Source organism: Bacteroides sp. (genome assembly GCF_028690125.1).
Classification (GTDB): Bacteria; Bacteroidota; Bacteroidia; order Bacteroidales; family Bacteroidaceae; genus Bacteroides.
Genome location: NZ_JAQVBV010000031.1, coordinates 1 through 25,538, shown reverse-complemented (window position 1 = coordinate 25,538; position 25,538 = coordinate 1). Strand labels below are relative to the sequence as shown.

At 39.5% G+C, this 25,538-nt stretch carries 40 protein-coding genes; 38 read left to right on the top strand and 2 right to left on the bottom strand.

The annotated features are described in order from the left end of the window. Window positions 1-11 precede the first annotated feature (11 nt). The 36 genes from PHO71_RS17960 to PHO71_RS17785 all read left to right on the top strand — a co-directional run bounded on the left by PHO71_RS17960 (window position 12) and on the right by PHO71_RS17785 (window position 23,803). On the top strand, window positions 12-587 hold the full coding sequence (locus PHO71_RS17960) for a hypothetical protein (RefSeq protein ID WP_300205968.1): 576 nt from the start codon (window positions 12-14) through the stop codon (window positions 585-587). Continuing rightward, entirely contained in the window at window positions 584-1,870 is a 1,287-nt protein-coding gene (locus PHO71_RS17955) for a DnaB-like helicase C-terminal domain-containing protein (RefSeq protein WP_300205966.1), read from the top strand. Before PHO71_RS17960 ends, PHO71_RS17955 begins: the two co-directional genes overlap by 4 nt. A gap of 130 nt (window positions 1,871-2,000) precedes the next feature. After that, window positions 2,001-2,990, top strand: a complete 990-nt coding sequence (locus PHO71_RS17950; RefSeq protein ID WP_300205964.1) for a toprim domain-containing protein — start codon at window positions 2,001-2,003, stop codon at window positions 2,988-2,990. A gap of 100 nt (window positions 2,991-3,090) precedes the next feature. Further along, on the top strand, window positions 3,091-3,645 hold the full coding sequence (locus PHO71_RS17945) for a helix-turn-helix transcriptional regulator (protein WP_300205962.1): 555 nt from the start codon (window positions 3,091-3,093) through the stop codon (window positions 3,643-3,645). Window positions 3,646-3,699: 54 nt separating this feature from the next. Further along, entirely contained in the window at window positions 3,700-4,356 is a 657-nt protein-coding gene (locus tag PHO71_RS17940) for a hypothetical protein (protein ID WP_300205960.1), read from the top strand. Next, window positions 4,357-6,660 carry a DNA polymerase gene (locus PHO71_RS17935; protein WP_300205958.1) on the top strand — a complete coding sequence of 768 codons (2,304 nt, stop codon included), beginning with the start codon at window positions 4,357-4,359 and terminating at the stop codon, window positions 6,658-6,660. 78 nt (window positions 6,661-6,738) lie between these two features. Next, entirely contained in the window at window positions 6,739-7,125 is a 387-nt protein-coding gene (locus PHO71_RS17930) for a hypothetical protein (RefSeq protein WP_300205956.1), read from the top strand. Continuing rightward, on the top strand, window positions 7,122-7,670 hold the full coding sequence (locus PHO71_RS17925) for a hypothetical protein (RefSeq protein WP_300205954.1): 549 nt from the start codon (window positions 7,122-7,124) through the stop codon (window positions 7,668-7,670). Before PHO71_RS17930 ends, PHO71_RS17925 begins: the two co-directional genes overlap by 4 nt. 15 nt (window positions 7,671-7,685) lie before the next feature. Next, the gene (locus PHO71_RS17920; RefSeq protein WP_300205952.1) at window positions 7,686-8,696 is read left to right on the top strand and encodes a hypothetical protein; all 1,011 of its coding nucleotides are present in this window, start codon (window positions 7,686-7,688) and stop codon (window positions 8,694-8,696) included. A 49-nt stretch (window positions 8,697-8,745) separates the two neighbouring features. After that, entirely contained in the window at window positions 8,746-9,591 is an 846-nt protein-coding gene (locus PHO71_RS17915; RefSeq protein WP_300205951.1) for a hypothetical protein, read from the top strand. A 61-nt stretch (window positions 9,592-9,652) separates the two neighbouring features. After that, a complete protein-coding gene (locus PHO71_RS17910; RefSeq protein ID WP_300205949.1) occupies window positions 9,653-10,015 on the top strand; it encodes a 6-carboxytetrahydropterin synthase in 363 nt (120 codons plus the stop codon). 2 nt (window positions 10,016-10,017) lie between these two features. Further along, complete coding sequence (locus tag PHO71_RS17905; protein WP_300205947.1) at window positions 10,018-10,671, top strand: radical SAM protein; 654 nt, start codon at window positions 10,018-10,020, stop codon at window positions 10,669-10,671. Then, window positions 10,672-11,244, top strand: a complete 573-nt coding sequence (folE, locus tag PHO71_RS17900; protein WP_300205945.1) for a GTP cyclohydrolase I FolE — start codon at window positions 10,672-10,674, stop codon at window positions 11,242-11,244. It begins immediately after the preceding gene. 14 nt (window positions 11,245-11,258) lie between these two features. Further along, window positions 11,259-12,362 carry a hypothetical protein gene (locus PHO71_RS17895; protein WP_300205943.1) on the top strand — a complete coding sequence of 368 codons (1,104 nt, stop codon included), beginning with the start codon at window positions 11,259-11,261 and terminating at the stop codon, window positions 12,360-12,362. Between the two features lie 13 nt (window positions 12,363-12,375). Next, window positions 12,376-13,143 (top strand): hypothetical protein, encoded by a 768-nt coding sequence (locus PHO71_RS17890; RefSeq protein ID WP_300205941.1) that lies wholly within the window; start codon window positions 12,376-12,378, stop codon window positions 13,141-13,143. After that, window positions 13,143-13,625, top strand: a complete 483-nt coding sequence (locus PHO71_RS17885) for a hypothetical protein (RefSeq protein ID WP_300205939.1) — start codon at window positions 13,143-13,145, stop codon at window positions 13,623-13,625. The genes PHO71_RS17890 and PHO71_RS17885 overlap by 1 nt, the downstream gene beginning before the upstream one ends. 13 nt (window positions 13,626-13,638) lie before the next feature. Next, window positions 13,639-14,193, top strand: coding sequence for a hypothetical protein (locus tag PHO71_RS17880; RefSeq protein ID WP_300205937.1), 555 nt, complete (start codon window positions 13,639-13,641; stop codon window positions 14,191-14,193). After that, window positions 14,190-14,777, top strand: a complete 588-nt coding sequence (locus PHO71_RS17875) for a hypothetical protein (RefSeq protein ID WP_300205935.1) — start codon at window positions 14,190-14,192, stop codon at window positions 14,775-14,777. Before PHO71_RS17880 ends, PHO71_RS17875 begins: the two co-directional genes overlap by 4 nt. Then, window positions 14,778-15,908, top strand: coding sequence for an AAA family ATPase (locus PHO71_RS17870; protein WP_300205933.1), 1,131 nt, complete (start codon window positions 14,778-14,780; stop codon window positions 15,906-15,908). It begins immediately after the preceding gene. 63 nt (window positions 15,909-15,971) lie between these two features. After that, window positions 15,972-16,274: a hypothetical protein gene (locus PHO71_RS17865; protein ID WP_300205931.1), complete on the top strand. Its 303-nt coding sequence runs from the start codon at window positions 15,972-15,974 to the stop codon at window positions 16,272-16,274. Further along, window positions 16,271-16,489: a hypothetical protein gene (locus PHO71_RS17860; RefSeq protein WP_300205929.1), complete on the top strand. Its 219-nt coding sequence runs from the start codon at window positions 16,271-16,273 to the stop codon at window positions 16,487-16,489. Before PHO71_RS17865 ends, PHO71_RS17860 begins: the two co-directional genes overlap by 4 nt. 1 nt (window position 16,490) lies before the next feature. Continuing rightward, on the top strand, window positions 16,491-17,039 hold the full coding sequence (locus tag PHO71_RS17855; RefSeq protein ID WP_300205927.1) for a DUF6011 domain-containing protein: 549 nt from the start codon (window positions 16,491-16,493) through the stop codon (window positions 17,037-17,039). Further along, the gene (locus PHO71_RS17850) at window positions 17,036-17,191 is read left to right on the top strand and encodes a hypothetical protein (protein ID WP_300205925.1); all 156 of its coding nucleotides are present in this window, start codon (window positions 17,036-17,038) and stop codon (window positions 17,189-17,191) included. Before PHO71_RS17855 ends, PHO71_RS17850 begins: the two co-directional genes overlap by 4 nt. Further along, window positions 17,192-17,395, top strand: a complete 204-nt coding sequence (locus PHO71_RS17845) for a hypothetical protein (protein WP_300205923.1) — start codon at window positions 17,192-17,194, stop codon at window positions 17,393-17,395. A 56-nt stretch (window positions 17,396-17,451) separates the two neighbouring features. Beyond that, on the top strand, window positions 17,452-17,802 hold the full coding sequence (locus PHO71_RS17840) for a hypothetical protein (RefSeq protein WP_300205921.1): 351 nt from the start codon (window positions 17,452-17,454) through the stop codon (window positions 17,800-17,802). Next, window positions 17,799-18,140, top strand: coding sequence for a hypothetical protein (locus PHO71_RS17835; protein WP_300205919.1), 342 nt, complete (start codon window positions 17,799-17,801; stop codon window positions 18,138-18,140). The genes PHO71_RS17840 and PHO71_RS17835 overlap by 4 nt, the downstream gene beginning before the upstream one ends. 1 nt (window position 18,141) lies before the next feature. Next, the gene (locus PHO71_RS17830; protein ID WP_300205917.1) at window positions 18,142-18,417 is read left to right on the top strand and encodes a hypothetical protein; all 276 of its coding nucleotides are present in this window, start codon (window positions 18,142-18,144) and stop codon (window positions 18,415-18,417) included. Window positions 18,418-18,461: 44 nt separating this feature from the next. Continuing rightward, window positions 18,462-18,713: a hypothetical protein gene (locus PHO71_RS17825; RefSeq protein ID WP_300205915.1), complete on the top strand. Its 252-nt coding sequence runs from the start codon at window positions 18,462-18,464 to the stop codon at window positions 18,711-18,713. Further along, the gene (locus tag PHO71_RS17820; RefSeq protein WP_300205913.1) at window positions 18,713-20,632 is read left to right on the top strand and encodes an AAA family ATPase; all 1,920 of its coding nucleotides are present in this window, start codon (window positions 18,713-18,715) and stop codon (window positions 20,630-20,632) included. The genes PHO71_RS17825 and PHO71_RS17820 overlap by 1 nt, the downstream gene beginning before the upstream one ends. Before the next feature lies 1 nt (window position 20,633). After that, entirely contained in the window at window positions 20,634-21,455 is an 822-nt protein-coding gene (locus PHO71_RS17815; RefSeq protein WP_300205911.1) for a hypothetical protein, read from the top strand. Beyond that, window positions 21,452-22,393 carry a DNA polymerase III subunit delta gene (gene holA / locus PHO71_RS17810; protein WP_300205909.1) on the top strand — a complete coding sequence of 314 codons (942 nt, stop codon included), beginning with the start codon at window positions 21,452-21,454 and terminating at the stop codon, window positions 22,391-22,393. The genes PHO71_RS17815 and holA overlap by 4 nt, the downstream gene beginning before the upstream one ends. 137 nt (window positions 22,394-22,530) lie before the next feature. After that, window positions 22,531-22,704: a DUF6011 domain-containing protein gene (locus PHO71_RS17805; protein WP_300205907.1), complete on the top strand. Its 174-nt coding sequence runs from the start codon at window positions 22,531-22,533 to the stop codon at window positions 22,702-22,704. Then, entirely contained in the window at window positions 22,694-22,885 is a 192-nt protein-coding gene (locus tag PHO71_RS17800) for a hypothetical protein (protein WP_300205905.1), read from the top strand. The genes PHO71_RS17805 and PHO71_RS17800 overlap by 11 nt, the downstream gene beginning before the upstream one ends. 60 nt (window positions 22,886-22,945) lie before the next feature. Then, complete coding sequence (locus tag PHO71_RS17795) at window positions 22,946-23,236, top strand: hypothetical protein (protein ID WP_300205904.1); 291 nt, start codon at window positions 22,946-22,948, stop codon at window positions 23,234-23,236. Window positions 23,237-23,250: 14 nt separating this feature from the next. After that, window positions 23,251-23,421, top strand: a complete 171-nt coding sequence (locus PHO71_RS17790) for a hypothetical protein (protein ID WP_300205903.1) — start codon at window positions 23,251-23,253, stop codon at window positions 23,419-23,421. A 142-nt stretch (window positions 23,422-23,563) separates the two neighbouring features. Next, window positions 23,564-23,803 (top strand): hypothetical protein, encoded by a 240-nt coding sequence (locus tag PHO71_RS17785; RefSeq protein WP_300205901.1) that lies wholly within the window; start codon window positions 23,564-23,566, stop codon window positions 23,801-23,803. A gap of 227 nt (window positions 23,804-24,030) precedes the next feature. Here PHO71_RS17785 and PHO71_RS17780 read toward each other — a convergent pair whose 3' ends face one another. Both PHO71_RS17780 and PHO71_RS17775 read right to left on the bottom strand, forming a co-directional pair. Then, window positions 24,031-24,303 carry a hypothetical protein gene (locus tag PHO71_RS17780; RefSeq protein WP_300205899.1) on the bottom strand — a complete coding sequence of 91 codons (273 nt, stop codon included), beginning with the start codon at window positions 24,301-24,303 and terminating at the stop codon, window positions 24,031-24,033. Continuing rightward, complete coding sequence (locus tag PHO71_RS17775) at window positions 24,300-24,590, bottom strand: hypothetical protein (protein ID WP_300205897.1); 291 nt, start codon at window positions 24,588-24,590, stop codon at window positions 24,300-24,302. The genes PHO71_RS17780 and PHO71_RS17775 overlap by 4 nt, the downstream gene beginning before the upstream one ends. A 432-nt stretch (window positions 24,591-25,022) precedes the next feature. On the opposite strand from PHO71_RS17775, the gene PHO71_RS17770 reads away from it, so the two are divergent. Continuing rightward, on the top strand, window positions 25,023-25,256 hold the full coding sequence (locus PHO71_RS17770; RefSeq protein WP_300205895.1) for a hypothetical protein: 234 nt from the start codon (window positions 25,023-25,025) through the stop codon (window positions 25,254-25,256). An 88-nt stretch (window positions 25,257-25,344) separates the two neighbouring features. Then, the coding region (locus PHO71_RS17765; protein ID WP_300205893.1) for a hypothetical protein at window positions 25,345-25,538 on the top strand (194 nt) is incomplete at its 3' end.

Below are 25,538 nucleotides of genomic sequence, written 5' to 3'. Positions count from 1 at the left end.
TGCACTTTCTTATGAGTACAAGCGGTTTACCTAAGAACCGTCAGTACAAGCAATTATTAATTCCGCCAGAACAAGATTATCAAGCGTTTGTTGAGTTGCAGGAAATAAAGAAAGGGATTGTTGGTTTTGTTGAAGATGGTCACAACCTTTATATTTGCAGTAAGAACTTTGGTAATGGGAAAACATCATGGGCGGTCAAGTTGTTACAACAATACTTTAATGAAATATGGGCAGGTAATGGATTTCGGGTTAGGGGAATATTTGTTAATGTGCCCACCTTCTTATTCAAGATACGGGATGGTATCTCGAATAGTGACCATGAGTTTGAAACGCTGAGAGCAAGAATAGTCGGTGTAGATGTTGTAATATGGGACGATATTGCCGCAACTAAGCTGTCAGATTATGACCACGCTAACCTGCTTACTTATATTGACCAGCGTATTTTTGCGGGCAAAGCAAATATTTACACAGGTAATTTAGTAGACAACAGCATTTTCACAGCATTAGGAAATCGTCTTGCTAGTAGGGTGTATAACGAAAGTAGACGAATTGAATTAGTCGGGATAGATAAGCGAGGTGCCCGATGATAACGATACAGTTGTTAAACAAGGTTGTCGCTACCCAAGATATTACACTAATAACTAAAAATAGTCTTGCTGAAGAACACTTTATGGGGTATGAGAAAGAGTTTAACTTTATCTATGACCATTGGAAAACATATGGCAATGTTCCAAACAAAGAAACATTTATATCAAGCTTTCCTGAGTTTCCTATTGTCGAGGTTACGGAGTCTGACAAATATCTGCTCGACACATTGTTTGAGGAACATCTGTATTATCAATCAGTAACGGTCGTGCAGAAAGTTGCAGAGTTGTTGAAAACAGATTCCGTCGCCGCAGTAGACTATCTACGCTCACAAATGGAAACACTCCAGCCTAGAACTGGTAATGTTGGCACAAATATTATTACACAAGCAGAGGAACGGTTGAAGGTCTACGAGGAAAAGCTGAACGCAGAAAAGCCGTGGTTCATAACAACTGGGTTCAGAGAGCTTGACGATATAATAAATGGGTGGGCAAGAGGTGAAGAGTTTGTTGTATTCTTCGCACGAACGGGGCAAGGTAAGTCGTGGGTGCTTACAAAATCACTCTGCCACGCCTGGTCAATCGGGTATAGAGTGGGATATATTAGTCCAGAGATGTCAGCAGTAAAGATAGGGTACAGATTTGACACCGCATTGAAGAACTTCTCTAATACCGCATTACTACGAGGTAAGCCTGTAGAGAACTACTCGGGCTATATTGAAATGCTGAAGCAGGAAGAGAAGCCTTTTGTGGTAGCTACCCCTAGAGAGTTTGGGAACAAAGTCACTGTGTCAAAACTTCGGACATTTGTTTTAGAAAACAAACTTGATATTCTCGGGGTAGACGGTATAACATATCTGTCAGATGAACGACACAAGAAAGGTGACAACAAAACTACAAGCCTAACAAACATAAGCGAGGACTTATCGTCATTGAGTTTAGAGTTAGGTATACCTATTCTTGTTGTAATCCAATCAAACAGAAATGGTGTGAGGCAAGAAGGGGAAAGTGGCACGCCGGAACTTGAAGATATTCGGGATAGTGACGGTGTTGCACAGAACGCTACAAAGGTAATTGCTTTGCGACAAAGTGGTGCAGGGATAGAATTTGGGATAAAGAAGAACAGGGACGGAGCGACAAACGGAAAGCTCACTTATTTTTGGGATATTGATAACGGCATATTTAGTTATATTCCAGCTGAGGACGATTCTGCTCCAGAAGAAATGAAACAAGAGAAAATAAAGGAAGCACGAAAAACATTTACAGACGGAACGGATGTGTTTTAATGAGCAAAAAAATGTTTAACCCAATTCAAACAGAAACGGTTGTCTGTAAAGTATGCCGAAGGTCCCACGGCCCGCTGCGTAAAGTAAAAGGTCAGTATTACTGTGAGCGTTGTATTAAGGAGATAGTAAAGTGCTATTCGTAAATAATCTGCCAGTTCTTGCAACGCCTTTCGAGGTGTTACAAGAACTAAAGGCTCAACTACACGCAAACGGAATAGAGCGATTTGCTGAATTTAAAATAGGTGTTAATAATATTCAGTTCAGTTGCCCTATTCATAAAGACGGGCAAGAGCGAAGACCTTCGTGTGGATTGCTTACAGAAAACCCAAAAGACCCTCACAATACCGGGTTAGTGCATTGTTTCACTTGTGGTTACTCTGCTACAATAGAAGAAATGATTAGCCACTGTTTTGGGTATGATGATATAGGAAATTACGGGAGGGAATGGTTAGTTAAGAATTTTTTGACTATTTCTGTTGAATACAGAAAAGACCTTGCTCTAAATTTCGCTCGTAAGCTGGGGCAAGAAGCTTGTGCATACGAATACATTAGCGAATACGAACTAAACAGATACAGATACATACACAGCTATATGTATAAGCGGAAACTTACTGATGAAATCATAGAGAAGTTCGATGTGGGCTATGATAAGGATTTTATGCTGAAAGATGTTCGTATTCCTTGCATAACTTTCCCAGTTCGTGACGAACAAGGAAGAACACTCTTTTTTGTTCGCAGAGCAATACACCAAAAACTGTTTCATTACCCCGAAGGTGTTAATAAGCCCGTATACGGGTTGTATGAACTGCCGAAAGATGCCAAAGAGGTTTATATTTGTGAATCCGTAATAAATGCTCTGACTTGCTATGTTTACGGAAAATGTGCAGTAGCCTTGTTGGGGACAGGAACTGATTTTCAATATGAGCAGCTAAAAAGGTTACCGGTTAGAAACTACATCTTAGCTTTTGACCCAGACTCCGCAGGTAGAAAAGCTTCGGAAAGATTTAAAAAAGCTTTGGGCAAATACAAGATTATAACTGAGGTTGTGATTGAAGATAAGGGAAAAGATATAAACGATTTATCGTATGAGGAATTTATAAACTTAAAAAAATATTTCTAAATTTCGCTTGTATTATCTTCATTTATGTTATATAATATTAGTGTAAAGTAAAACGACAAAAAACATAAATGGGGTTGATATTGTGTATAATACGGTAAAGATGTTTAGACGCTATGTAGTTCCAGAGAAACTCAATGAGCCGGTAGAGAGGCTTGCAGTAGAGTATCAAGCTACACTCAACCATACAATTTTTGCAACTATTTTTTACAAGGTTTTTAAATTAGCGGTAACAATATCCCATGAATATTACGGGTTAACAGCGGAAGATATTGCTAGTTGGTCAGTAGAAAAATTAGAGTATTGCCTACGAACATTTAAAGCGGAAGAAAACGGAAAGTTTTCTACTTATTATGGGGCAGTCCTAAGAAATAAATTTAAAGAAGAAACCGTTGCTTTGACAATGCAAAAACGAAAAGTACATATGTACACCGATAGTCTTGACAAAGCAGTAGAGCTTGGGTTTGACACCCCTGCCCCCACTATTGATGATATGTGGTTAAATATAGAAACAGACAGCAATCTAACACCGAGAGAAAAACAGTTTTGTTATTTAGTAATAAACCGTTATTCCAGTTTAGAGATTGCAGAAACTTTAGGCGTAAGCCAAATGACTTTGACAAATATAAGGAAACAGCTAAGAGTAAAGATAAGATGAAAGTTCCAGCGAAAGCTGACTTTAATAAAAACACAAAACGGAGGAATGACAAACATGGCACAAATTGGTATGAATGAAGTCGAGAATTATGGTAGTGGTGGTAGCAACTTTTTTGCATTGAAGAATGACAAGGATGTTGCACAGGTCAGATTTATGTATGATACATCTGCTGACCTTTCAGGTTATGCACTACACGAAATTGAGGTTGACGGAAAGAGGCGGTATGTTAATTGTTTGAGAACTTATAATGAGCCAATTGACAACTGCCCGTTATGTGCGGCGAAGTCTAAGATACAGGTAAAATTCTTTGTTCAGGTTTATGACATTAAGGACCAAATCGTAAGAGTTTGGGAAAGAGGTCGTGGCTTCGGTCAATGGATTTCTGGGTTGTTCACTCGTTACAATCCGCTTGTTGGTGCAGTAATTGAGATTGAGCGTAATGGTAAAGCTGGTGACAAAAACACAACATATCAACCGTTCCCAATTTCGGTAGATGACACAAAATTGGAAGATTTACCGGAAACTGTTAATCCGTTGGGTAGCATTATTCTTGACAAGACTTTTGATGAATTGGAGTTTTATGTTAAAAGCGGATTTTTCCCAGTTGAAGGGCAACAAAGAGGTGCGACAAATACAGCCGGTGACACTCCGCGGAGACGAGCAGTACCGGCAGAAGATGAAACACCAAGAACACGCAGGCAGGCATTCTAATTGAACAACTTATTTAATCTCCCGCAGCGGAATTCCAAAGCGGGAGATTTGTCCCTAATAAAAAAGGTAAATCAACCCAAGCCGAAGACCACGGTTAGTGTGCGAGGCGGCAACGGGGTGATGGGGCAGATTTCAACTATAACCGCACTCGTCAATCAGAACTTAGGGCAATATGAAAATGATTATTTAGTTATCCGCGATGAAGAAGCCTTAGCTAAATATGTTGATGCCTGTATTGATAATGGGGAAGTCGCAATAGATACAGAAACAACAGGACTTGACCCAATGCGTGACGATATTGTCGGTTTCAGTTTGTACACCCCAGGGCAGAAAGCGGTGTATGTCCCGCTACACCACAAAAGTTACATTACCTTAGAAGAAGCAAATAATCAAATGCCGGTCGAGGGTGCAAAGGCACAGTTACAACGATTGGAAGATAATAAAGTAAAATTTATTCTGTTTAACGCCAAGTTTGATGCCCGGGTTATTTGGCATCAAGTCGGCGTTAAGATTACACCGTATTACTGTGGTTTTATTGCAAGCAGAATGTTGAATGAGAATGAGCCCGAGGCTAATCTGAAAGCGTTGTATAAAAAGTATGTTATGAAAGGCGAAGGTGACGCTTTCCGTTTTGATAGCTTGTTTAAAGGAATATCTTTTGCATTAGTACCAGTAAATGTTGGGTATATTTATGCGGCACACGACGCTATCATAACCTATGAGCTATTCAAGTTTCAACTTCCCTTTTTGACCCCGGGAACAGTAGAGTGCAAAGAGCAATCACTTGAAAAGGTGTCAAAAGTTTTTTGGGATATTGAAATGCCGCTGGTTCCGTATGTTGCCGAAATGGAAGATAATGGGGTTGCTCTTGATTATGAGTACGCCTATAAACTTTCAGAGGAATATCATAAGAAACTTGATGATAAGGAAGCAGAGTTTGTCGCATTAACTTGTTCCTATGAAAAGCAGATACAAGCTTACAGAGATAAACAAGGTTATGCTTGTAAGCTTTCTGAACCTATCAATATTTCAAGCCCGACACAAATAGCAATTCTGTTCTATGACATTATTGGGGTTGAAGCTGTAGATAAGAAAAACCCTCGAGGAACAGCTGAGGAAATTATGTCTAAAATTGACATTCCTCTTGCTAAGTGTCTGCTTGAATATCGGGGCATTAAGAAACTGTTAAGTACCTATATAGATAAAATGCCGAATATCGCAAACCCTAAAACGAAAAGGGTTCATGCAAACTTCAATCAGAACGGCACAGATACTGGGCGTTTCAGTAGTAGCGAGCCTAATATGCAGAATATTCCGTCACATAATAAGGACATTCGTAAGATGTTTATGGCTACCGAAGGCTATGCTATGATTTCATCTGACTATTCAGCACAGGAACCGAGATTGATGGCTCACTTGTCACAGGATAAGCAGATGATACAGGCTTATTTAGACGGCAAGGACTTGTATGTTGAGATTGCGGCGATAGCTTTTGATACTACTTATGATGAATGTTTGGAGTTCAGAGCTGATGGTTCTAAGAACCCTGAGGGCAAAGAGCGTAGAAGTATTGCAAAAGCGATTGTTTTAGGTGTTGCTTACGGAAAAGGCATACCTGCGATTGCAAAAGACTTGAATATCTCCGTAGAAAAAGCTCAGAAGATTTATGACAGGATTATGAAAGAGTTCCCCGGGCTTAAAAAGCTTATGGAAGAAAGTGAAAAATCTGCGAGAGAAAGAGGATATGTTGAAACTTTCTGGGGAAGAAAGAGAAGATTGCCAAATATCAATCTTGAACCGTATGTGTTTATGTATACTGACGCTAAAAAGGTTGAAAACTTTGACCCGTTCTTTGATACCGATATGACACAGGTAGAAGTTGACCCTCAGATGGTTCGTCTTTATACCAGCAAGATGAACAAGGCAAGAGGGCAAGATGAACGCAAAAGGATTATTTGGCAAGCAAAAGAACGGGAAGGCATTCTGATTATAGATAACACTGGGAAGATAGCTGAGGCTGTTCGTCAATGTGTTAATAGCAGAGTACAAGGTTCCGCGGCTGACCAAACAAAGATTGCTATGCTGTTGATAGGTAGAAATACAAGACTAAGAGAGTTAGGTTTCCGTCTACTATTACCGGTCCACGACGAACTTATTGGTGAATGCCCGATAGAAAATCTTGAAGAGGCATCTGAATTGTTCAGAAGCTTGATGATTGCGGCGGCAAAAGAATTAAGCATACCGAGTAAATGTGACATAGAAATCACAGACAGATGGTATGGGGAAGAAATAAAAATAGTATAAAGTTTAAGGACTTGTGATTTTTTCAATATATTATTTAGAGAGAAAAAATCACAAGTCAAGACATAAAAGGAGAGAAATATGAAAACATTTATTTATGTAACTACACAGTTTGAGGATGTGCATTGTTACCCCGACGCTCCAGAAGCTGTTGCGTTTCTAAGAACTCCGCACAGACATATGTTCCATGTAAAAGCAACAATCGAAGTAGGGCATTTAGATAGGGAGCTTGAATTTATTTTAGTCAAAAGAGAAGTGGAAAAACTGTGTGCAGTTATTCGGTGTGCAATAAGTCCAGAAGTAAAATCTTGCGAAAGATTAGCTAAGCAGTTAGCTCAGGCTCTGTCTAAGAAATACGGTTGGTTAATTGATAACAGTGGGTTTGAGCGAGCAAGAAATATTACGGTTGAAGTAAATGAAGATGGAGAGAACGGTGCGATTTTCCACCTAAATGGTAGCGAGCTATGAGAATATGGATTGGGGAAGAAAAAGAAGGCTCAAAACATATAGGTGAAACTACATTGTTCGTTGAAAGTGCTAGGTTAGAGGATAAAGCTTGTATGTTTATCACCAACTTGCTTGAAACCCCATACAATGACCGCGGGGCTACTTATAACGGCATAGTGGAACGCATATACTTCGGAGCTGGCAAAGTTGAGGTAATCTTTATTAAACCTTCTGCGTTTGAACGATTGTTGTCCACTTGCAGAAATGCAGGAATCAGCATAGCGTTAGAAACTACTGAGCCGAATATGTGGTTCAAAACTGCGGACTTCCGATTCATGATGGACCGTAACGATTTTGAAATGATAGTCCGAACTGATATACCGGAAATTGATGTTCCTGCTGATATTCTGATGAACAAACTAACTTATAAGGTAGATACTGGGAAAGAATGTTTCTTCACGGAGTTCACATCGGAAACAAGCAATTCTATCACAGAAGTGGCAGACGGTATGTACAAAGAGGACCAATTGATATTTAGTGATTATCAAGGAGAGAAAAAACAATGACTGGGGGAATAGAAAATGCTGTTTCATATACCGATAGAACCATACGAAACCCGTTATACTGCTGATTGGGTTGAGCAGTATGAGCGAGCTTTCAAAGATAGGGGGATTGTGTCAGAAACTATCTTAGGAGACCAAACAACTTCTGTTTTGCAACCAGGCTGTGTGCTTGACGCTTGCGGAACACACATCTATAAACTTTCCCAGCTATCCAAAATAATTCATAGAATTAACAGCGGAAGAATAAAGAATAACGATGTAATATTCTTCTCGGATTTGTGGTTTCCGGGCATTGAGAGCTTATTCTATATTAGGAATATGACTAAGATAGACTTCAAGATTGTAGGGGTTCTTCATGCAGGAACTTATGACCAATACGACTTTACTTGTCAGAACGGAATGCGTAGTTGGGGTGCGGCGTTAGAGCGTTGTTGGTTTAACGAATTTGATATGATATTTGTTGCCACAGCATTTCACAAACATCTAATAATGGAGAACACACCTATTTGTTGTAAGGACAAAATAAAAGTTACCGGATTGCCGTTCTACGCAGAAGAACTAAGAAAGCGGTTCCCTGTAACTGAAAAAGAAAATTTGGTTGTATTCCCACATAGGATAGTGCCTGAGAAGCAGCCGTGGCTTTTTGATGAAATAGCAAAAATGCCAGAGCTTTCTAACTTCAAATTCATCTATACAATGAAGGACACAACAACTCGTGACGAATACTTTAGGCTACTGGCAAAATCCAAGATAATGCTATCTTTTGCTGGGCAGGAAACTTTTGGGTATTCAACATTGGAGGCAATGGCTTTGGGCAATATCGCACTTGTGCCTAATCGTCTAAGCTATAAAGAGACCGTACCATATGAGTGGCGGTATGACACCTTTGAAGAACTCAAATTGATGTTGAAAGGGGTGCTTACTGGGGATATTCCGCAACCATTGGAAGGCTACCCAAACTTGAAGTACTGGGCAAACTCAATTAATCGGATGCTTACTGAGTTAATATCGGAGGGGTACAATGTTTAATCTTTTTTACGCCGGGAAGGTACATAAAGGGGATAAACAGATATTCAAAATGAAAGCACCGAGGCTACTATCTTTCGCAGGGGATAAAAAGGAAATTGAATACTTTTTAGAGCAACCTGACAGAGGCCCGCTGTTAATTGACAGCGGTGCTTTCTCTGTTGCCCATAGCGGTAAAAAGATTGATATAGACGAGTATATTGCGTATATCAATGCTCACCCTACGATTGAGTATTGGATTGAGTTAGACAAAATTCCTTTTCCAATACTTAATCACGAAACTGCAAAAGACTCCGCTGAATACAGTTGGAAAAATTATCTATATATGATAGAGCGGTTAGACGAGCCTAAGAAGCTTTTGCCTGTTTTTCATTTCGGTGAGAAACTTGAATATCTAAAGCAGATGTTGGAGTTTAAGTTTGAAGATGGTACAGGTATACCATATATGTGCATAGGCGGTAGACACGGTGTGTCAACAAAGAAACAAGAGGATTATTTTGATACTATATTCAAAACAATCCATGCAAGCTCTAACCCTGATATAAAAGTACATTGTCTGGGTATGACAGTATTAAGTACACTAAAGAAGTTTCCATTCTTTAGTGCAGACAGCACCTCGCATTTACAGTACGCAATATACGGCTTTATTCTTACCCCCTTTGGTCCGGTTAATGTAAGCTCCGGCAATGTAAAAGGCGAGAATTTGCGATACAAGACTAAACACGAACAGGATATTGTAATGGCTGAGATTGAGAAGCTGGGTTTCAACCTAGATGAATTGGCAGGTGATTTTGTTGTTCGGTCTGAATTTAATATGGCATACACATATCAAATTGCCCAAGCTTATCAGTACGAAGGGCCTGAAAATTTTAATGATGTTTTGAAGGCTTTGTTTTAAGGAATGACGAATTTTTCAATATATTATATGTAAGAGAAAAATGACACAAGGGGGAAATCAAATGTATTATATTCAAAAGACCTTAGAGATTGCTGGGGCACACAAACTTAAATTGGATTATGAAAGCAAGTGCAGTAATATGCACGGTCACAATTGGATTGTTACTGTCTTTTGCAAATCGGCAAGTCTTGACCATAATGGTATGGTTGTTGACTTTGCGGAAATCAAGCGAAATGTTTCTGACCATTTTGACCACAAGTATTTGAATGAACTAATGCCCGGCAAGGCAGTTGGTGGGGAGTTCATAAGAATTAACCCAACAGCAGAAAACATAGCTAAGTTGATTTGTGACAATGTTCCGTTTTGTTACAAAGTAACTGTGCAGGAAAGCAACGGAAATATAGCTTGCTACGAGGAGGACTAATATTGTTAGTAAATGAAATTTTTAAGAGTATCGAAGGGGAAGGCGTTAGAGCAGGCTATCCTACTATTTTTATTCGTCTTTTTGGCTGTAATCTTAGGTGTAGCTATTGTGATACGAGATATAGTTGTTCAGGTACTGAATATACTGAGAAATCGGCAGAGGAAATAGTTGAGCATTGTAAACGATGGTACCCAAATATCAAGCGTGTAACGCTAACCGGCGGAGAACCGCTTATTCATCGTGATATTCGATTGCTAATTTATGACCTGATAAGCAACGGGTATCAGGTAAACATTGAAACAAACGGTAGCATAGATATTGAGCCGTTTGTTCGCTTTGATAATGTTATCATAACGATGGACTGGAAGTCCCCAAGCAGCGGTATGAATGAGCTTATGTGCAAGCCCAACCTATCTCTGTTACGCCCGCAGGATGTGTTAAAGTTTGTTGTTGGTTCAACCACAGATTTGTTCGAGATGTCAGCTATCATAGTCGAGAACCAAATTGAAGCACAAAAGTTTGTCAGTCCTGTGTTTAATAAAATACGGCCTGTAAATATTGCCCAGTTTATATTAGCAAGACCTGAACTTTATGATTGCAGATTGCAGGTGCAACTACACAAAATTGTTTGGGAACCAACAATGCGAGGTGTTTAAATGAAGACCATTGATACCGTTGTGATTGAAAGGTCTGTAAGAAATATTTTAGAAGCTTTGCGAGATAACCCGTGCAGAGAGGGGTTAAGAGAAACACCTATGCGTGTAGCTAAAATGTTTGCCGAAGTGTTTGAAGGTATGCAGTACACAAATGAAGAAATTGCCGATATGTTCAACAAGTGTTTTGAAGATGTTGAAACCGGTGACCTTGTTGTTGTAGAGCATATCCCAATCTTCTCTTATTGTGAACACCATCTTGCTCTTATGTACAATATGGATGTTTCTGTAGGTTACATACCGAAGGGTAAAGTGATTGGGCTATCAAAGGTAGCAAGAATTGCGGACTTGGTAAGTAAACGATTGCAGTTACAAGAGCGTATCGGAATGGACATAATGGAAGTGCTTAAAATGATATTAGGCACAGAAGATATTATTATCGTTATCAAAGGCGAACATTCGTGTATGACAGCAAGAGGGGTAAAGAAGCCCGGCACAATAACAAAAACAAGTGCTATCAGCGGAGCGTTTAAAACTGACGCGGCACTAAGGCAAGAGTTTTATAGTCTGATTTAACAGGAGGAAAGCAGATGAAATTAACAGTAAAAACCCTGCAACTGCAGGAGTTAGTATCAAAAGCAATCAAAGGGGCAAGTAACAATAAGATGATACCGATTACCTGGTTGATTGCGATTGAGCTAAAGAGTAACACTCTTACCTTGACTACAACGGACGCAACAAACAATTTGAAGGTGCTTGCTAAAGACATTCAAGGTGAAGATTTCTATGTAGTTGTTCAAGCGGACATTTTTAGTAAGTTGGTAGCTAAAATGACTTCGGATAATATATCTTTGACAGTTAAAGACACCAGCTTAGAAGTTGTTGGTAATGGTAAGTACAATCTTGAAATTCCTCTTGATGAAGAAGGAAACGGCATTGTGATTAGAGATAAGAATATTGAGTGGGATATGGAACAAACTACAACCAATTTAAAAACTATCAAGACAATGCTCACAGTAAACAAGGTATCTTTGGCAAAGACAATGGAAGTTCCTTGCTTAACAGCTTACTATGTAGGTGAGAATATCTTAACAACTAACGGCTTTAAGGCGTGTGCTTCTGACTTGAAAGTGTTTGCTCAACCTGTCCTTCTTCCTGCAGAGCTTGTTGATTTGCTTGCGGTAATCGACAAAGATAATATCATTGTAAGGCAATCGGACAAATACATTGAGTTCTGTACTGAGAATGTTATTGTCCGCGGAGCTAAACTTAACGACGAATTAAAGAATTTCCCGGTAGCAGGAATGCAAGGTTATCTGTCCGCGAACTTCCCTAATTCTTGCAAAATCTCAAAATCCCAGTTACTCGCTGTATTAGACCGCTTGTTGCTGTTTATTACCCCATATGACAAGAATGGGCTGTATCTTACATTTACAGAAAAAGGCTTGCAGATTAGCAGTAAGCAAAGCACAGGTATCGAGGAAATATTATATACTGCCCCTGCCACTATTACCCCGTTTACCTGCTGTATCAATATTGAGTTGTGGCAACCACAAGTATCCGCGATTGCAGAGGAGAACATTGAGATATACTTTGGGCATTCCAAAGCTATCAAAATGGTATCTGGGGAAGTAACTCAAATTACGGCGTTGCTTGAAGATGATAGGGTAACTGATAATGGCCCAACAGCGTAGTCTAAAAAATATTATGCGGTTAATAGAAGTCGCGAATAACGAACTGCCTATAAACCAGGCGTTCGTCTCCGACTTAAAGATGGCTATTGAGAAGACCGAAGCTCTCAATAAGCGAAAACCTTCCCGAACTTATAAGCCTTCATCTATGAAGTGCATAAGGAATATGTATTTTCAAGTTACAGGGCAAGAGCGTGACGCTTCCGGGGCAAATGCTTGTTTAGTTGGCATCTGTGAAACAGGCTCGGATAGACACGCACGATTGCAGGAAGCTATTGCAGGAATGTACAAATTAGGAGTTGAATGTGAATATATTGATGTTGCCGAGTTTATTCAACAACGCAAACTCACACACCTAAAGATTGTTTCTAAGCAAGGTATGGAAACAAAGTTGTTCTATCCTGAGTTAAATATGAGCTTTCTCTGTGACGGAATTATAAAGTATTGTCACCAGTATTATATCCTCGAAATTAAGACGGAGACAATATATAAGTGGCAGAGCAGAACGAATGTAGCAGATGAGCATATACCCCAGGGCACAGCGTATTCTGTTGCGTTCGGGATAGACAAAGTTATGTTCTTATATGAGAATAGGGACAACTGTGATAAGAAAGCTTATATATTAGAGGTAACACCGGAGATGAAGATGGATTTAATTGGTAAGATTGAAACTTGTGACGATTACAGGAATCGCTTTGTTGTACCACCGTTCCCCGAAGATGTTGATAAACGAACTTGTGCATACTGTGACTACAAGGAGTCATGCAGAAAGGCTGGTAAGTAATGGCAGTTAATAGAGGGAAGGAATTTGAACACGAAATATTTGTAGCCCTTTCAAAAGTACCTAATACAAGTATCGACCGCTATCCGGACCCGATGGCTGGCTTTGCCGGCGTAAGAAACATTTGTGACTTTGGTGTCTTTCGTGCCCCAAACTTCGTGTACATTGAGTGCAAAAGCAAGCACGGGAACACACTAAATTTCAAAGGTGATATTACTGAGGCGCAATGGAGTGGCTTGATAGAGAAAGCAAAGATAACCGGAGTATTTGCGGGAGTGATTGTTTGGTTTATCGACCACGATATTACAGCGTTTGTCCCCATTCAAGAGCTTGACCGACTACGCACTGAGGACGCAAAGTCTTTGAATGTTAAAGACCTAAAAGAAGGAACTGTGCAGAATGTTCCTGTTTCCGGGGTTAAAAGGCGTATACTTTTTAGCTATGAGGGTAAGAAGTTCTTGGACGATTTGCAGAATTACTTTTAAGGGGTGACAATAAATGGCAAAAAAGGACAGCAGTTTAGCTTTAGCTGGTGAAATAGACAGCGAAGCTATAAGACAAATCCAGACTAGAATAAAAGATAACAGCAGAGCCCTTGACAATGTAGTGGATAAGCTTGTAAGTGACTACTGCAAGCCCCTTGATGATTACATTAAATTGATTAAGGACATTTTAGATGATAAGAAAATCCCACCCACTGACCGAGAGCTTGATGATTTCACTCTTAATCTTCCAGTGCTATTATACTTTACCGGTGAAGCACAAGAGAGCTTAGGAATAAAAGAAGATGTTGCTCGGGCAATAAAAACTGAGGTATTCAACGAAGTCTTTAGTGACGCACCGGGGACTATCGCAGATAAGACCGCAAAAGCAGAGTTGGCATCACAAAATGAAGGCATAACACACTTAGTTTACCAACGAGCTTACAAGAAGGTTAAGCTTCGCATGGAAGCGGCTAACGAAGTCCTGCAGAGCGTTAAAAAGGTTATGTCAAGAAGAATGACCGAGTACGAAATGACGAGATTATCAGCAGAAAGGATAAGTGGGAAATGAAGAATGGGACATTTGAAACAGAATTAGGCTTTATTGATAGCGACATTGTAAAGGACTTTGTTGATTATTGTTTAGCTAGGGCGCCGGAGTATTTCTACACGATGCCTGCAAGCACAACAGGTAAATATCACCCAGCTTACACACTAGGTAACGGAGGATTAGTAAGACACACGAAAGCGGCGGTCAGGATAGCGGAGGAACTTCTTCGCTTAGAACAGTACAGCCATCTTCCGCACGATACTATAATCTCTGCCCTTATTCTCCACGATGTTATTAAGAAAGGTGACGCAAATAGTCAATGGACAGCAACGGAACACCCAGTGCTTGCTTGTGCTTTTGTTGAGAAGTGTTTAGCGGATTGTGCTGGCTACTTAGAAACTATACACGGCCCGGTTGCATACCAGCTGTTCATAGAGAATGTTGTGCCGGAAATGTGTGATTTGATTAGGTCACATATGGGGCAATGGAACACAAACAAATTTGGGCAAGAAATAATGCCTAAGCCATTTAGCTCTGCTGAGAAATTTGTCCACTTGTGTGATTACCTAGCAAGCAGAAAATTCATTACTTGTGAGGTGGACTAAATGGGACAGATTGATAGTCTAATTAAGGAGTACAATCGGAAGTTCAAAGAGAGTATTTTAGCAAAAGGTATTGCTATGATACCATCTGAAAGAATACCATTCAGTAGCCCAAGAGCAAACTATATGCTATACGGCGGAATTCCTCGAGGCCGACTTGTTGAGTTTGCAGGTGAAGAAAGTAGCGGTAAAACAACAACTGCTCTTGATATTGTTGGTAACGCCCAAAAGCTATTCGTTAGAGAGTGGCAAGAGGAAGTTGATGCACTCAACGAACTGGAAAAGCCTAATAAGACACAGCAAGAGCGGTTGTCCTATCTCAAGGCCAGGGGTGCTAAAATAGTTCTGTATGCAGATTGTGAAAATACCTTAGATGAAGATTGGGCAAAACTTATCGGGGTAGATGTTGATAGTATGTTAGTAATGAAACCAATGACACAAACAGCGGAGCAGATTTTTGAAATGCTCTTAAACTTTATTGAAACCGATGAAGTAGGCCTGGTTGTTATTGATAGCTTAGGTGTTATGCTTTCTGCCCAAGCTTATGAGAAAACAATGGAAGAAAAGACTTACGGCGGGATTGCTGCTGCTTTAACCTTGTTTAGTAAAAAGGCTGAATTGTCTTGTTCAAAATTCAACTGCACACTAATCGGTATCAATCAAGTGCGGGAAGATATGAATAGCTCATATGGCGGATTAACTACAACAGGGGGCAAAGGTTGGAAGCATAATTGCTCGGTCCGCCTGCTATTCAAAAAAGGAGCCTTTGTCGATGAAAAGGGCAACGAGCTGAAAATGTCGGCAGAGAACCCTGTGGGAAATCTTGTTAAAATGTCCATTGTAAAAACAAAGGTCTGCAAACCAGATAGACGAGTTGGCTATTATACACTCAAATATGACGCCGGGGTCGATGTGATTTCAGACATTGTAGACCTAGGTATTGCATTAGGTATTGTGCAACAATCTGGTAGCTGGTTTAATTTCGTTGATTTAGAAACAGGAGAAGTAGTTGTTGATGGTGACGATGATGTTATCAAAGTTCAAGGTCGACCAGCTGTTCTCGACCTATTAAAAGAGAATACGGAATTAAAGGACTTTATTGTAGAGAGGATTAATAAGGTTATTGAAAACTAACACGAGGGACAGCGATTTATGTTGCTGTCCTTCTCTTTGTCGTGATATAATGAATTAAAGTAAATGATACAAATTTACTATACTAAAACGAAGAAGGAGTTGTTGAAAGTGGCGACAAAACTAAGAGAACCGTACAAAATGATTTACCACGATTGTATCTCTTTAATCAAGAGGTCAAGAAGCAAAGGGAAGAGTTGGGGACACATCTTATACTGCGGACAAGGTGACCCAATGAAGGCAAGAGAATTTTTAGCAAGGCATATTGAAGAAGATGATTGGCCCGCTGATATGACTTACTCACGCTGGATAGCACTTGTTCATAGGCTCAGCAAAGAAGAAAGAACTAAGGCGGAGGCGGCATTATGATAAAGATAGAAGCAGGCAAGCAGTATAAGGTTATTAATGTAGGTGTTGATAAAGTGTATCACCGCTTCAATGAAGGTCAAATAGTAACTGCGGTAGAGCCTTTTGATGTGTACACCGTTGGTGATGTTTACACAGTTGCTGGAATTCGCCCCGACGGTAAAAAAGTACACCAAAATATTCTGATATGCGATTTAGCTGAAATTACGGAGGACTAAGATGTTACACTTAATAGCAGACTATAAAGGGGCATTAACAGTAAACGGAAAAGACTTTGCTAATATAGATGAAGCCATAAAAGCTTTTTCTGACTATCAAGGACAATTAACTATTAGCATTAAGCCGACGGTTGTAGAGCCAAAAGTAGATAAAGTATTTAAGGTAACAGTTCGACAATATATGACTAAACCAGCTACACCAGAATTTGATTTCCATACTAAATGGAATAACGATACGCCAATGCCAATGAGAACAATGGTCGGAAAGATAGTTCAAGAAACAAAAGGAATGTTCAAAATGGAACTACACGGGGACATAACTGAAAAGGTAACGGACCATTGTTTAGTATGCGGCAGGACATTAACTAACCCCGTTAGCAAATACTTTGGAGTAGGTCCTGAGTGTGGTAATCATAGCTATATTAACCCGTTTGAAACAGAGGAACAGCTTAGGCAAGCTGTGGCAGAAGTCAGAAAGCAGCTGCAAAATGTTATGTGGAACGGTTGGATAATAAAATCCGCGATAGAGAATATGGAGGAATTGATATGAAATTTAGGATTCATTACAAAGTGTGGGGCTGTGAAGATTCGGTAATTATTGAAGGGGACAATATTGACGAGATAAAGGAAAAGGCTTATGCGTTCACAGACGAGCGTGGGGCGGATAGAAAAGATTGCTGGTCCCAAAAGTTGGAGGATTAAATGCAGATACCATTAGATGATTTAGTAGAACTACCAACAGCAAAACAATTAATTGTAATCCGTATTATAGAGGAAAACACACCACACAGGTTTGAAAAGACAACAAAGCAAGAGGCTACTAAATTTATTTCAGCACACATTGAGGAAAGCAAAGAGAACGCGAAGCTTTCAGGTTTTGCTTATATTGACTTTAAGGAATATTGAGTTTTTCAATATATTATATGTAAGACTAAATTAATAAAAAGAGAGAGAGGGAAACTATGAAACTGTCAGAAATTAAACCGGGTATGTTAGTTATAGTAAGAAACGGAAATCGTTACAAATTAGGTACTACCCGTAATGGCGAAGTTAAATTCATACGACCTGAGGGTACTATGAGTTTATCAAAGTATGATGAGGAAACCCTTTGTATGCGTAACGGAGATTCTAACTATGATATTGTGCAAGTTATGGAACCTAAATTACTTAGAGATAATCAAAGTTTCCATAAAATCGACCATATAACTATTTGGCAACAAGAAGAAGAGACTAAGGTTATACTTACTAAAGGGGATATTGCAAGAAGGTTAGGTATTGAACCGGGGCTTCTTGTTATTAAGGATATTATATGATTGCAACCCGAGTATTTAGTAATGCACAAGAAAAACAGGTAGCTAAAGTTGTTGCCGGTAAAAGGCAAGCCAATAGCGGTGCGACAGCGTTTGATAAGGGTGATGTTGTTACAGAGGACTTTTGTATTGAGTGCAAAACCCAGACAACTGAGAAGGCGTCAATGTCTATCAAGAAAGACTGGATAAAGAAGCTGAAACAGGAAGCTATTGGGATTGGTAAAGCCCACTGGGCAGTAGCTTTCAACTTTGGCGGTTTGGGGAATAAGGAAAACTATTATATCATAGGGGAAAAAGAGTTCAAGGATTTACAAGAGTATTACAGAAAAGAGGAAGATTAAAATGGAAACGACAACCGATGAAAGAAGGGACAAAGTTATTCAAGCAGGGCCGAAAGCGGAAGTAAGTTATGTTTGTGACGAGGACGGCAATACAGTAGTTACTATCAAAGGAACAGGGGCAGCGATTATATTCGGGCTACTGAATATTGTTGAGAATTTCTCCAAATCAAACGGCAAGAAAGCAGAGGAAACAATTCTTCACCTCCTGCAAGTTTACCCAATCTTTGCTCTTGCATTGAGGAAAAAATCTGAGAAAAAAGACGAAGGGGGCAACTGATTTTGGATAGCGTTGAAGAAATATTACAAGGTAAAGAGTGTGCTGTGGCATTTACTCTTAATGAAGAGGGCGAAGCAAGGTTAGTTGTCACTGGGGAAGAGGCTTTGGTTATGTATGCTTTCGTTCAACTGGTAAAAGATTTAGCAGTACAAGACGAGATTACCTTTGATGAAGCATTGGCTAAGATTAAATACCTCCATGACACTTGTGAATTAGGAGAAGATGAAGGTCTTTCACACGCAGACCAGATTAGAAAGTCATTTCAAATAATCCAAGGAAAGAAGGATATGAACTAATGAAAGCTCTTGCAATAAAGTACAGACCAAAAACCTTTGATGATGTTGTGGAGCAAGGCGAGATAAAAACGATATTGCAGGAACAATTAGCTACGGGCACACAAAAGAACTGTTATCTATTTACCGGCGGCGCAGGCACAGGTAAAACTACTTGTGCCCGCATTTTTGCGAATGAGCTAAATAAAGGGCAAGGCAATCCAATTGAGATTGACGCCGCAAGTAATAACGGGGTAGAGAATGTTCGGGAAATAATTGACGGAGCGAAGTTTAAAGCTATCGACTCCAAATTCAAAATCTACATCCTGGACGAGTGCTTTCATCGAGATACCCAAATACTCTACCCCGATAGAAGCAAGGCTATCAAAGATGTTGCTATTGGTGATACTGTTCTTAACCTGACAGGAAAAGGAACGGTAAAAAATGTTTTTAAGAACTTGATTTCTTTGGACAGATTGTGTATAATAACTTTGACAGATGGTTCACATATGCTTACAACCATTGACCATCTGTTCTTCACAAAAGACGGGTGGGTAGAAGCTAAGCTACTCAACAAAGGAGAGTTATTATATGAGAGATTTGATTTGCCAAGTTTGCGGAGTGCCATTTGTAAGTCGGACAAAGAGAAAGACCTGTTCCAAAGAGTGTATGAAGAAACAGATAGCGATAACAGAACACCGGACAATGCAGACAGCACGAGGGAAACAGCAACGAGCAGAGAGCAGTTCTCGGATGCTAAAAAACAATCCGATGAACTCCCAAGAAACTATTCAGAAGATGATAGAAACCAAAACAGTGAACGGAACATTAGACAATCTGAAATACAATCGAGGCGGGAACGGGAGCTATACAGTACCGCAAATAAAGCTGTACCAGGCCTTACCGAGTGCTTGGGTGTTAGAATTTGCAGTTCCTACAAAAGTACCGAGGGGACTTGGGTACCCAACATCATACAAAGTAGACCTTGCTTATCCCGAAATGAAGTTGGCGATAGAGGTGGATGGGAAAAACCACAGGTCGAAAAGGAACACATTAAAAGATTTGAAGAAAACGGATTTGCTGACCGAGTTGGGGTGGAAAGTGTTACGCTTTACGAACGAGGAAATCCTAACAGATTGTTTGACAGTTATCTTACGGATACAGAAAGAGATAGCGGTTATATCGAACTCTATGACCTTGAAGTGAGCGACCATTCATCATACTATGCTAATGGTGTTCTTGTTCATAACTGTCATATGTTATCAACAGGTGCTTGGAACGCTATGCTAAAGATTATTGAAGAACCACCGGCCCAAACAATCTTTATCTTCTGCACAACTGACCCTCAGAAGATTCCTGCAACAATTCTATCAAGGGTACAAAGATATGATTTTAGACGAATAACCTTTGACTCTGTTGTTGAAAGACTCCGCTTTATCTGTAAACACGAGGCAGTAACATATCAAGTAAACGCATTGGAGTATATATCAAAAATAGCAGACGGCGGTATGCGGGACGCGATTACCTTGCTTGATAAGTGTATAAGCTATGACCCTGAAATAACAGTTGAGAATGTCACAACAGCATTAGGAACAGTAGACTATGATACTTTCATTGACCTAACAAACCACATTCTTGATTGCAAGGCGGACAAAGCGTTACTGCTTATTGAGGATGTGTATCGTAGAGGCCTTGACTTGAAGCAGTTTATGAAGCAATACCAACAGTTCTTATTAGACTTAGCTAAATACTGTTTATTTGGTGACTTTAAATTCTTACAGATGCCTGATACTTATGCTAAACAGCTAACCGAGCTTAGAGATTTTAAATTTATCAAGTATTTGTTAGGAGAAACCATTAAGCTGAACAACACATTAAAGTGGGACACTACTCCAAAAGCTTTAATTGAGGCATCTTTGATTATGCTATGTCAGGAGGACTAATATGATAGGTCAAATAAAATGTTTGGAAAATGTTGACAAACTGATAGCAAAAGGGTTTCCCAGATTTGTTCTTATTACTGGCTGTGAAAAGAGCGGGAAGAAAATACTATCTAAAGAAATAGCGAAACGAATGGGCGTTCCTATTATAGTCTGCGGAATAAAGGTAGAAGAAGTTCGTGAAATTATATCACTTGCATACAAGCAAGGCGAACCTGTAATCTACTTATTCCCGAATATAGACGATATGAGCATTAACGCCAAAAACGCATTATTGAAAGTAACAGAAGAACCGCCCCGGCAAGCTTACTTTATCATAACAGCAAAAGACCGTAGAAATGTGTTACCAACATTACTAAGTCGCAGTTATGATTTGCCTATGGATTTATACTCATATAAAGACTTGATGGAGTATATAGACGAGAAAGGTTATACTATGACCGCGGAAGTAAAAGACTATGTGCGAGGGCTGTCTGTTTCCCCTGGGGATATTGATATGCTTGCAGAAATGGATATTACCGCATTTAAGGAATTTACTGAGCTTGTTCTTGCTAACATAGGTGTAGTAAACGGGGCAAACGCTCTAAAGATTGGAAGAAGGTTCGCATACAAGCCCGAAGAAAAAGGCTGGGACATTAAGTTGTTTATGCGGGCAATAATGAACTTATGCTTGCACAATCTTGAGGACTTTGATATTAGGTATCATAAAACGATACAGCTCTGCGGAGGTGTTATTACAAAACTGTCGATAAACGGCATAGACAAGAAAACCTTAGTAGATATGTGGATACTCGATATGCGAAGTGTTTGGATGGTGGAAGAATGAGAAACATTGTTCAGATAAAAACCGATTTGAAAGCCGGAGTGACTAATAAGTTTTATGTTTTCACTGGGGAAGAAGTTGAAGTTCGTAAGATGTATATCATTAAGATTGCCGATATATCAAAAACTAAGCTGACCTACACGGACTCTGTTAGCTCGGTTTTCGGCAATTTGCAAGCGAAATCAATGCTTTCTGTGCCGACTTGTTATGTCATTATCGACGATACGGAGTATATGAAGCAAGAGAAGATATGGCCCCAGTTGTTATCTGAAACAGCACAAGGGGATAACATCGTAATTTTAGTATGCAATAAGCTTGACAAGCGGGGGAAGTTCTATAAGGCCCACGAAAAGATTATTACTACATTCGATCCCGTGGCAGAAAGTATTTTATCAAAGAGGATTAGTCAAGAAACTGGGATGGAAATGAGATTTTGTAAAAACTTAGCTGAGTGGTGCGGGTGTAATTACAGCAGAATACTTCTTGAGGTTGATAAAATTTACACTTATGCTAAGGCTAAAGAGATAACGGTAAATGAAGCATTTCTATCGCTGGTTAGAGCAAAGTTGATTAGCAAAGAGCAGGTAGATGTTGTTTTTGACTTCGTAAACTGCGTGTGCAGACGGGAAAAAACACAAGCATATACTTTGTTGCAAGAGATAATTAACCCAGCTCAAAACGCTTTGTACATTGTCAAACTTTTGTATAATAACTTTAAAAATATGCTTTTAGTTGTTTCAACACGCGGCGAAAGTGATTTAGAAGAAAAAACAGGCTTAACTAATTGGCAAATTCGCAAGACCAAAGAAATGTGCGGTGCTTATGGGATTGACGAAATGGTAAGGGCTATGCGTTTATTACAATCAGTAGAAGAAGGTATTAAAACGGGTAAAATCGAAGCAATTATTGCGGTAGATTACTTACTAATAAACATTCTATGAGGTGATTGATTTGCGGGAAAGGTTTTGTAGTGTTTGTGGGAAACGGTTTTTTTTACAACCTGAGCACAAGTATCGCAAAGGAGGAAAATTACAATGCAGTTACAAATGCTATACTGCGGTAGGAGGAGACCATGGAGATGAACGAGGTTGTACATTGCCGAAGATGTCATCGCAGGCTGAAAAATGCAAAAGTGAAACTGCAAGGAATAGGTAATACTTGCTTGAAGAAAGAGATGAAGGAACAGGCAGCGGTAAGAGAAGCAAACTCAATGGTTTTGTTTGAGATTGGAGGAAAGAAAGATGATGAATAAGTATGCGGTGATAAGATACCTTCTTGATGAAGCCGAGGCAAGAGAAAAAGAAATACAGAAGAAGATTACCGAGGGTGAAAAGCAGTGGCTGGCAAGATACGGAAAAAACCAACTTATAAAAGACAACCTGAAAAAGATTAGGCAAATATCTTTATCTATAAGTAAGGAGTTGAACAATTAATGGGCACAAAAACAAGTGCTTTGAGGAGATGCTGGCTAAAATGCAAGTTGAGGACAAACAATGAACCGAGAAACTAAGAGAAAAATACTCAACGGAAAAATATCCGAAGCAGAACTAACTGCAATCCTAGACCTAGAGATAAAGAAAGCAATCTCAATGACAGTACACCGGTACAGCGTTGTATTAGCTCTTTGCTTGCACGACAAATTGGGATTTGGAGAGCAGCGAGGTCAAAGATTTATGAAACAGGTAAAGGAAATCTTTGACGCAGTTAATGAAGGTTATGTTGATTTCGCAGAGATTGAGGAAACGGTCAACAAAGAACTCGGTATTGATTTTAGATATAAATAAGGGAGGAATTTTTGATGATAGCGATTGATAAGAAAACAGACAAAATCAAAGGCTACAACTTCTGTAGGGAGTGTGTGTATTGTGACGAAACAATGGAAAAAGGAAGCCCTTGTTATGGTTGTCGTAAGGAGTTAATCGTGCTAAGTAATTTTAGGTTAAAAAAGGACGCTAATAATGAAGAATGATAAACTGGAAAAATTATGTGAGTTGATGATTAAGGAGTGAGGGATTTTGAGGATACTGCACAACTGGCAATATAGGTATATTGAGCGTTGTTTATATGGGTACCTAGGGATTTTGGATAGCAAATTAGAGACCGAGAAACAGATGGCTAAGGCAATTTCTTTATCAAAGGAATTTTTCAAAGACACAACATACGGTGTAATGCTTGAGGAATATTATTTTAAGGCAGACGAGTACAGAAAAAAATACACACCCGCCGGACATTACGGCTATGTGTGTGAGGACTTGTTATGTATGGAAAAGTCTAATGGCTATGCTATTCGTAGGGAGATTATTTATCGGGTTGCTATGTATTGTTATGCACTCGGAATTTTTAATATTTGAAAAGTGCAAAAGTGGACCAGGCCCAACCTAAGGCACAAACAGTAAAGTGCAAAGGTGGTCCTGGTCCGTTTTCTCAAACAGCGGTAGGCATAGCCGTAGGGGTACATAACCTAATTCCACAAGGAGACCTCCCGGGTGAGCCCCAGTCGGCCTACGGCAGGTGAGCCCCTCGAGGTTGTTCTAAAATTACCACAATAAAAAGACAGAGGTTGAAGCCTCTGTCCTCTTTAGTAAACAGTTTCTGTAGTTTTTTTGCCGAGGAATGAAACAATTCTGTTATAGTTCTCCTTATACACCTCGTCTGTCACATACTCTGAGGTGTCCCATTTTCCTTCACTAAATGTAGAGATAACAACCGTAGCTCTTCTTAACTCGGTGTAGCATAAAGTGGTTATTCTCATTTTGGTATACTTACTAGGATTGTGTTCGTGCAAGGAGCAGTAATCAACCCCCGGTCCTATAATTACGAAGTCTTTACTTTCCCGGTCTTTGATAATCATAGATATAAATCTCCTTTCTTGTATTTGCTTACCGCGAGGTCTCCTTTAAGAAAATCCATTATATAGTCTTTGAGGTCCGAGTCATATTCCTCTAACCACTCTCCGTCTATCTTGTCAAATCGTATTTTAGTATCCGAACCGTCTTTGTTTCTCAGCACTAAGGAAACTTGTTCAGTGGTTTCTTCTTCCTCCGGAAATTCGTGCAGTATCATAGCACTCCCGGCGATTGTCAAATAATCCTTGCTGTCTTTCTTGTGGAATAATAACATCTTCATTCCTTCTTTCATTTTTTATTGGAGAAATTGCATACGCTCTTTTCTCTACTATAAGCATAACAGGCTAAAACGGAGAAGTACATAACATTATACTACCCTAAATGACAATTTTAAGGTGTTTTTGAATATTTTGTGAATTGGTGTGAAAAACCCGTCTACGAGATTGCGTTTTAAGCAAGGGGAAGAAAGTTGTGCTTGTGTTTGTTCGTGCAAACAGCTTACCCCAGCTCATTCCTAAAATTTCGCAGAAATAGTTGAGGAAAGCAGCGGATTTTGAGTGCTATATATATAATTGAAGCAAACCGTTTAAAAACCGAAAGATTTTTGATTAGGGTGATATAATGTTCGTGCTATTCCCTGTTTCGCCTGCTACAATTAAGATGTAGAAAGAAGTTGCACACGCAACTTCCGATACCGACAAAAAACGAAAGAGGTGCAAAGAAAATGGCAGTAAGAAATTTTTGGGTAGAGGCTTCGATTGACGGGCGTGAAAGCAAAGTTGCTGGAGGGCCGAGAGCAAAGACCGACGGAATGACAACAACAATCTACCAAAGAGATAACGGAGAAATAGTAACAGCCTTTAAGATTGTTAGCAGAGTAAACTCCAAAGGAAAACTGCTGTCGGAAGTTCATGATAGCAATAACAAACTGGTGTTGACCTTCACAACAGAAAGGTAAGGGAGGAATAATCGTGTCAAGAGAAGGATTACACATTCAACCAAAGGATATATCAACCCTAAATGAAAAAGTTTTGGTCTATAAACAAATGACACAATTCGGGGGATACGGAATTATTGGGATAGACCACAGCGGACCGTATGATAAAGTAGTGTATCGTTACTATAATGGTAATACTGCAGGCAAACGCAGAGTAAGCACAATAAGGTACACAAGGAAAAGAGGTCGTGCTTATTTTATAGCCGACAACAATAGACAACGCCTCGAAGATTTTATAAGAAC

Excerpts from the sequence above, each read along its gene's own strand:
- PHO71_RS17870 (WP_300205933.1), top strand. The coding sequence starts at position 14,778 with ATGGGACAGATTGATAGTCTAATTAAGGAGTACAATCGGAAGTTCAAA.
- PHO71_RS17930 (WP_300205956.1), top strand. The coding sequence starts at position 6,739 with ATGAAAACATTTATTTATGTAACTACACAGTTTGAGGATGTGCATTGT.
- PHO71_RS17960 (WP_300205968.1), top strand. The coding sequence starts at position 12 with ATGAGTACAAGCGGTTTACCTAAGAACCGTCAGTACAAGCAATTATTA.
- PHO71_RS17895 (WP_300205943.1), top strand. The coding sequence starts at position 11,259 with ATGAAATTAACAGTAAAAACCCTGCAACTGCAGGAGTTAGTATCAAAA.
- PHO71_RS17850 (WP_300205925.1), top strand. The coding sequence starts at position 17,036 with ATGAAATTTAGGATTCATTACAAAGTGTGGGGCTGTGAAGATTCGGTA.
- PHO71_RS17955 (WP_300205966.1), top strand. The coding sequence starts at position 584 with ATGATAACGATACAGTTGTTAAACAAGGTTGTCGCTACCCAAGATATT.
- PHO71_RS17820 (WP_300205913.1), top strand. The coding sequence starts at position 18,713 with ATGAAAGCTCTTGCAATAAAGTACAGACCAAAAACCTTTGATGATGTT.
- PHO71_RS17795 (WP_300205904.1), top strand. The coding sequence starts at position 22,946 with ATGAACCGAGAAACTAAGAGAAAAATACTCAACGGAAAAATATCCGAA.
- PHO71_RS17875 (WP_300205935.1), top strand. The coding sequence starts at position 14,190 with ATGAAGAATGGGACATTTGAAACAGAATTAGGCTTTATTGATAGCGAC.
- PHO71_RS17790 (WP_300205903.1), top strand. The coding sequence starts at position 23,251 with ATGATAGCGATTGATAAGAAAACAGACAAAATCAAAGGCTACAACTTC.
- PHO71_RS17780 (WP_300205899.1), bottom strand. The coding sequence starts at position 24,303 with ATGATTATCAAAGACCGGGAAAGTAAAGACTTCGTAATTATAGGACCG.
- PHO71_RS17880 (WP_300205937.1), top strand. The coding sequence starts at position 13,639 with ATGGCAAAAAAGGACAGCAGTTTAGCTTTAGCTGGTGAAATAGACAGC.
- PHO71_RS17775 (WP_300205897.1), bottom strand. The coding sequence starts at position 24,590 with ATGAAAGAAGGAATGAAGATGTTATTATTCCACAAGAAAGACAGCAAG.
- PHO71_RS17910 (WP_300205949.1), top strand. The coding sequence starts at position 9,653 with ATGTATTATATTCAAAAGACCTTAGAGATTGCTGGGGCACACAAACTT.
- PHO71_RS17815 (WP_300205911.1), top strand. The coding sequence starts at position 20,634 with ATGATAGGTCAAATAAAATGTTTGGAAAATGTTGACAAACTGATAGCA.
- PHO71_RS17860 (WP_300205929.1), top strand. The coding sequence starts at position 16,271 with ATGATAAAGATAGAAGCAGGCAAGCAGTATAAGGTTATTAATGTAGGT.
- PHO71_RS17840 (WP_300205921.1), top strand. The coding sequence starts at position 17,452 with ATGAAACTGTCAGAAATTAAACCGGGTATGTTAGTTATAGTAAGAAAC.
- PHO71_RS17945 (WP_300205962.1), top strand. The coding sequence starts at position 3,091 with ATGTTTAGACGCTATGTAGTTCCAGAGAAACTCAATGAGCCGGTAGAG.
- PHO71_RS17800 (WP_300205905.1), top strand. The coding sequence starts at position 22,694 with ATGATGAATAAGTATGCGGTGATAAGATACCTTCTTGATGAAGCCGAG.
- PHO71_RS17785 (WP_300205901.1), top strand. The coding sequence starts at position 23,564 with ATGGCTAAGGCAATTTCTTTATCAAAGGAATTTTTCAAAGACACAACA.
- PHO71_RS17925 (WP_300205954.1), top strand. The coding sequence starts at position 7,122 with ATGAGAATATGGATTGGGGAAGAAAAAGAAGGCTCAAAACATATAGGT.
- PHO71_RS17835 (WP_300205919.1), top strand. The coding sequence starts at position 17,799 with ATGATTGCAACCCGAGTATTTAGTAATGCACAAGAAAAACAGGTAGCT.
- PHO71_RS17885 (WP_300205939.1), top strand. The coding sequence starts at position 13,143 with ATGGCAGTTAATAGAGGGAAGGAATTTGAACACGAAATATTTGTAGCC.
- holA (WP_300205909.1), top strand. The coding sequence starts at position 21,452 with ATGAGAAACATTGTTCAGATAAAAACCGATTTGAAAGCCGGAGTGACT.
- PHO71_RS17920 (WP_300205952.1), top strand. The coding sequence starts at position 7,686 with ATGCTGTTTCATATACCGATAGAACCATACGAAACCCGTTATACTGCT.
- PHO71_RS17940 (WP_300205960.1), top strand. The coding sequence starts at position 3,700 with ATGGCACAAATTGGTATGAATGAAGTCGAGAATTATGGTAGTGGTGGT.
- PHO71_RS17915 (WP_300205951.1), top strand. The coding sequence starts at position 8,746 with ATGAAAGCACCGAGGCTACTATCTTTCGCAGGGGATAAAAAGGAAATT.
- PHO71_RS17845 (WP_300205923.1), top strand. The coding sequence starts at position 17,192 with ATGCAGATACCATTAGATGATTTAGTAGAACTACCAACAGCAAAACAA.
- PHO71_RS17865 (WP_300205931.1), top strand. The coding sequence starts at position 15,972 with ATGATACAAATTTACTATACTAAAACGAAGAAGGAGTTGTTGAAAGTG.
- PHO71_RS17770 (WP_300205895.1), top strand. The coding sequence starts at position 25,023 with ATGGCAGTAAGAAATTTTTGGGTAGAGGCTTCGATTGACGGGCGTGAA.
- PHO71_RS17830 (WP_300205917.1), top strand. The coding sequence starts at position 18,142 with ATGGAAACGACAACCGATGAAAGAAGGGACAAAGTTATTCAAGCAGGG.
- PHO71_RS17855 (WP_300205927.1), top strand. The coding sequence starts at position 16,491 with ATGTTACACTTAATAGCAGACTATAAAGGGGCATTAACAGTAAACGGA.
- PHO71_RS17890 (WP_300205941.1), top strand. The coding sequence starts at position 12,376 with ATGCGGTTAATAGAAGTCGCGAATAACGAACTGCCTATAAACCAGGCG.
- PHO71_RS17805 (WP_300205907.1), top strand. The coding sequence starts at position 22,531 with ATGAACGAGGTTGTACATTGCCGAAGATGTCATCGCAGGCTGAAAAAT.
- folE (WP_300205945.1), top strand. The coding sequence starts at position 10,672 with ATGAAGACCATTGATACCGTTGTGATTGAAAGGTCTGTAAGAAATATT.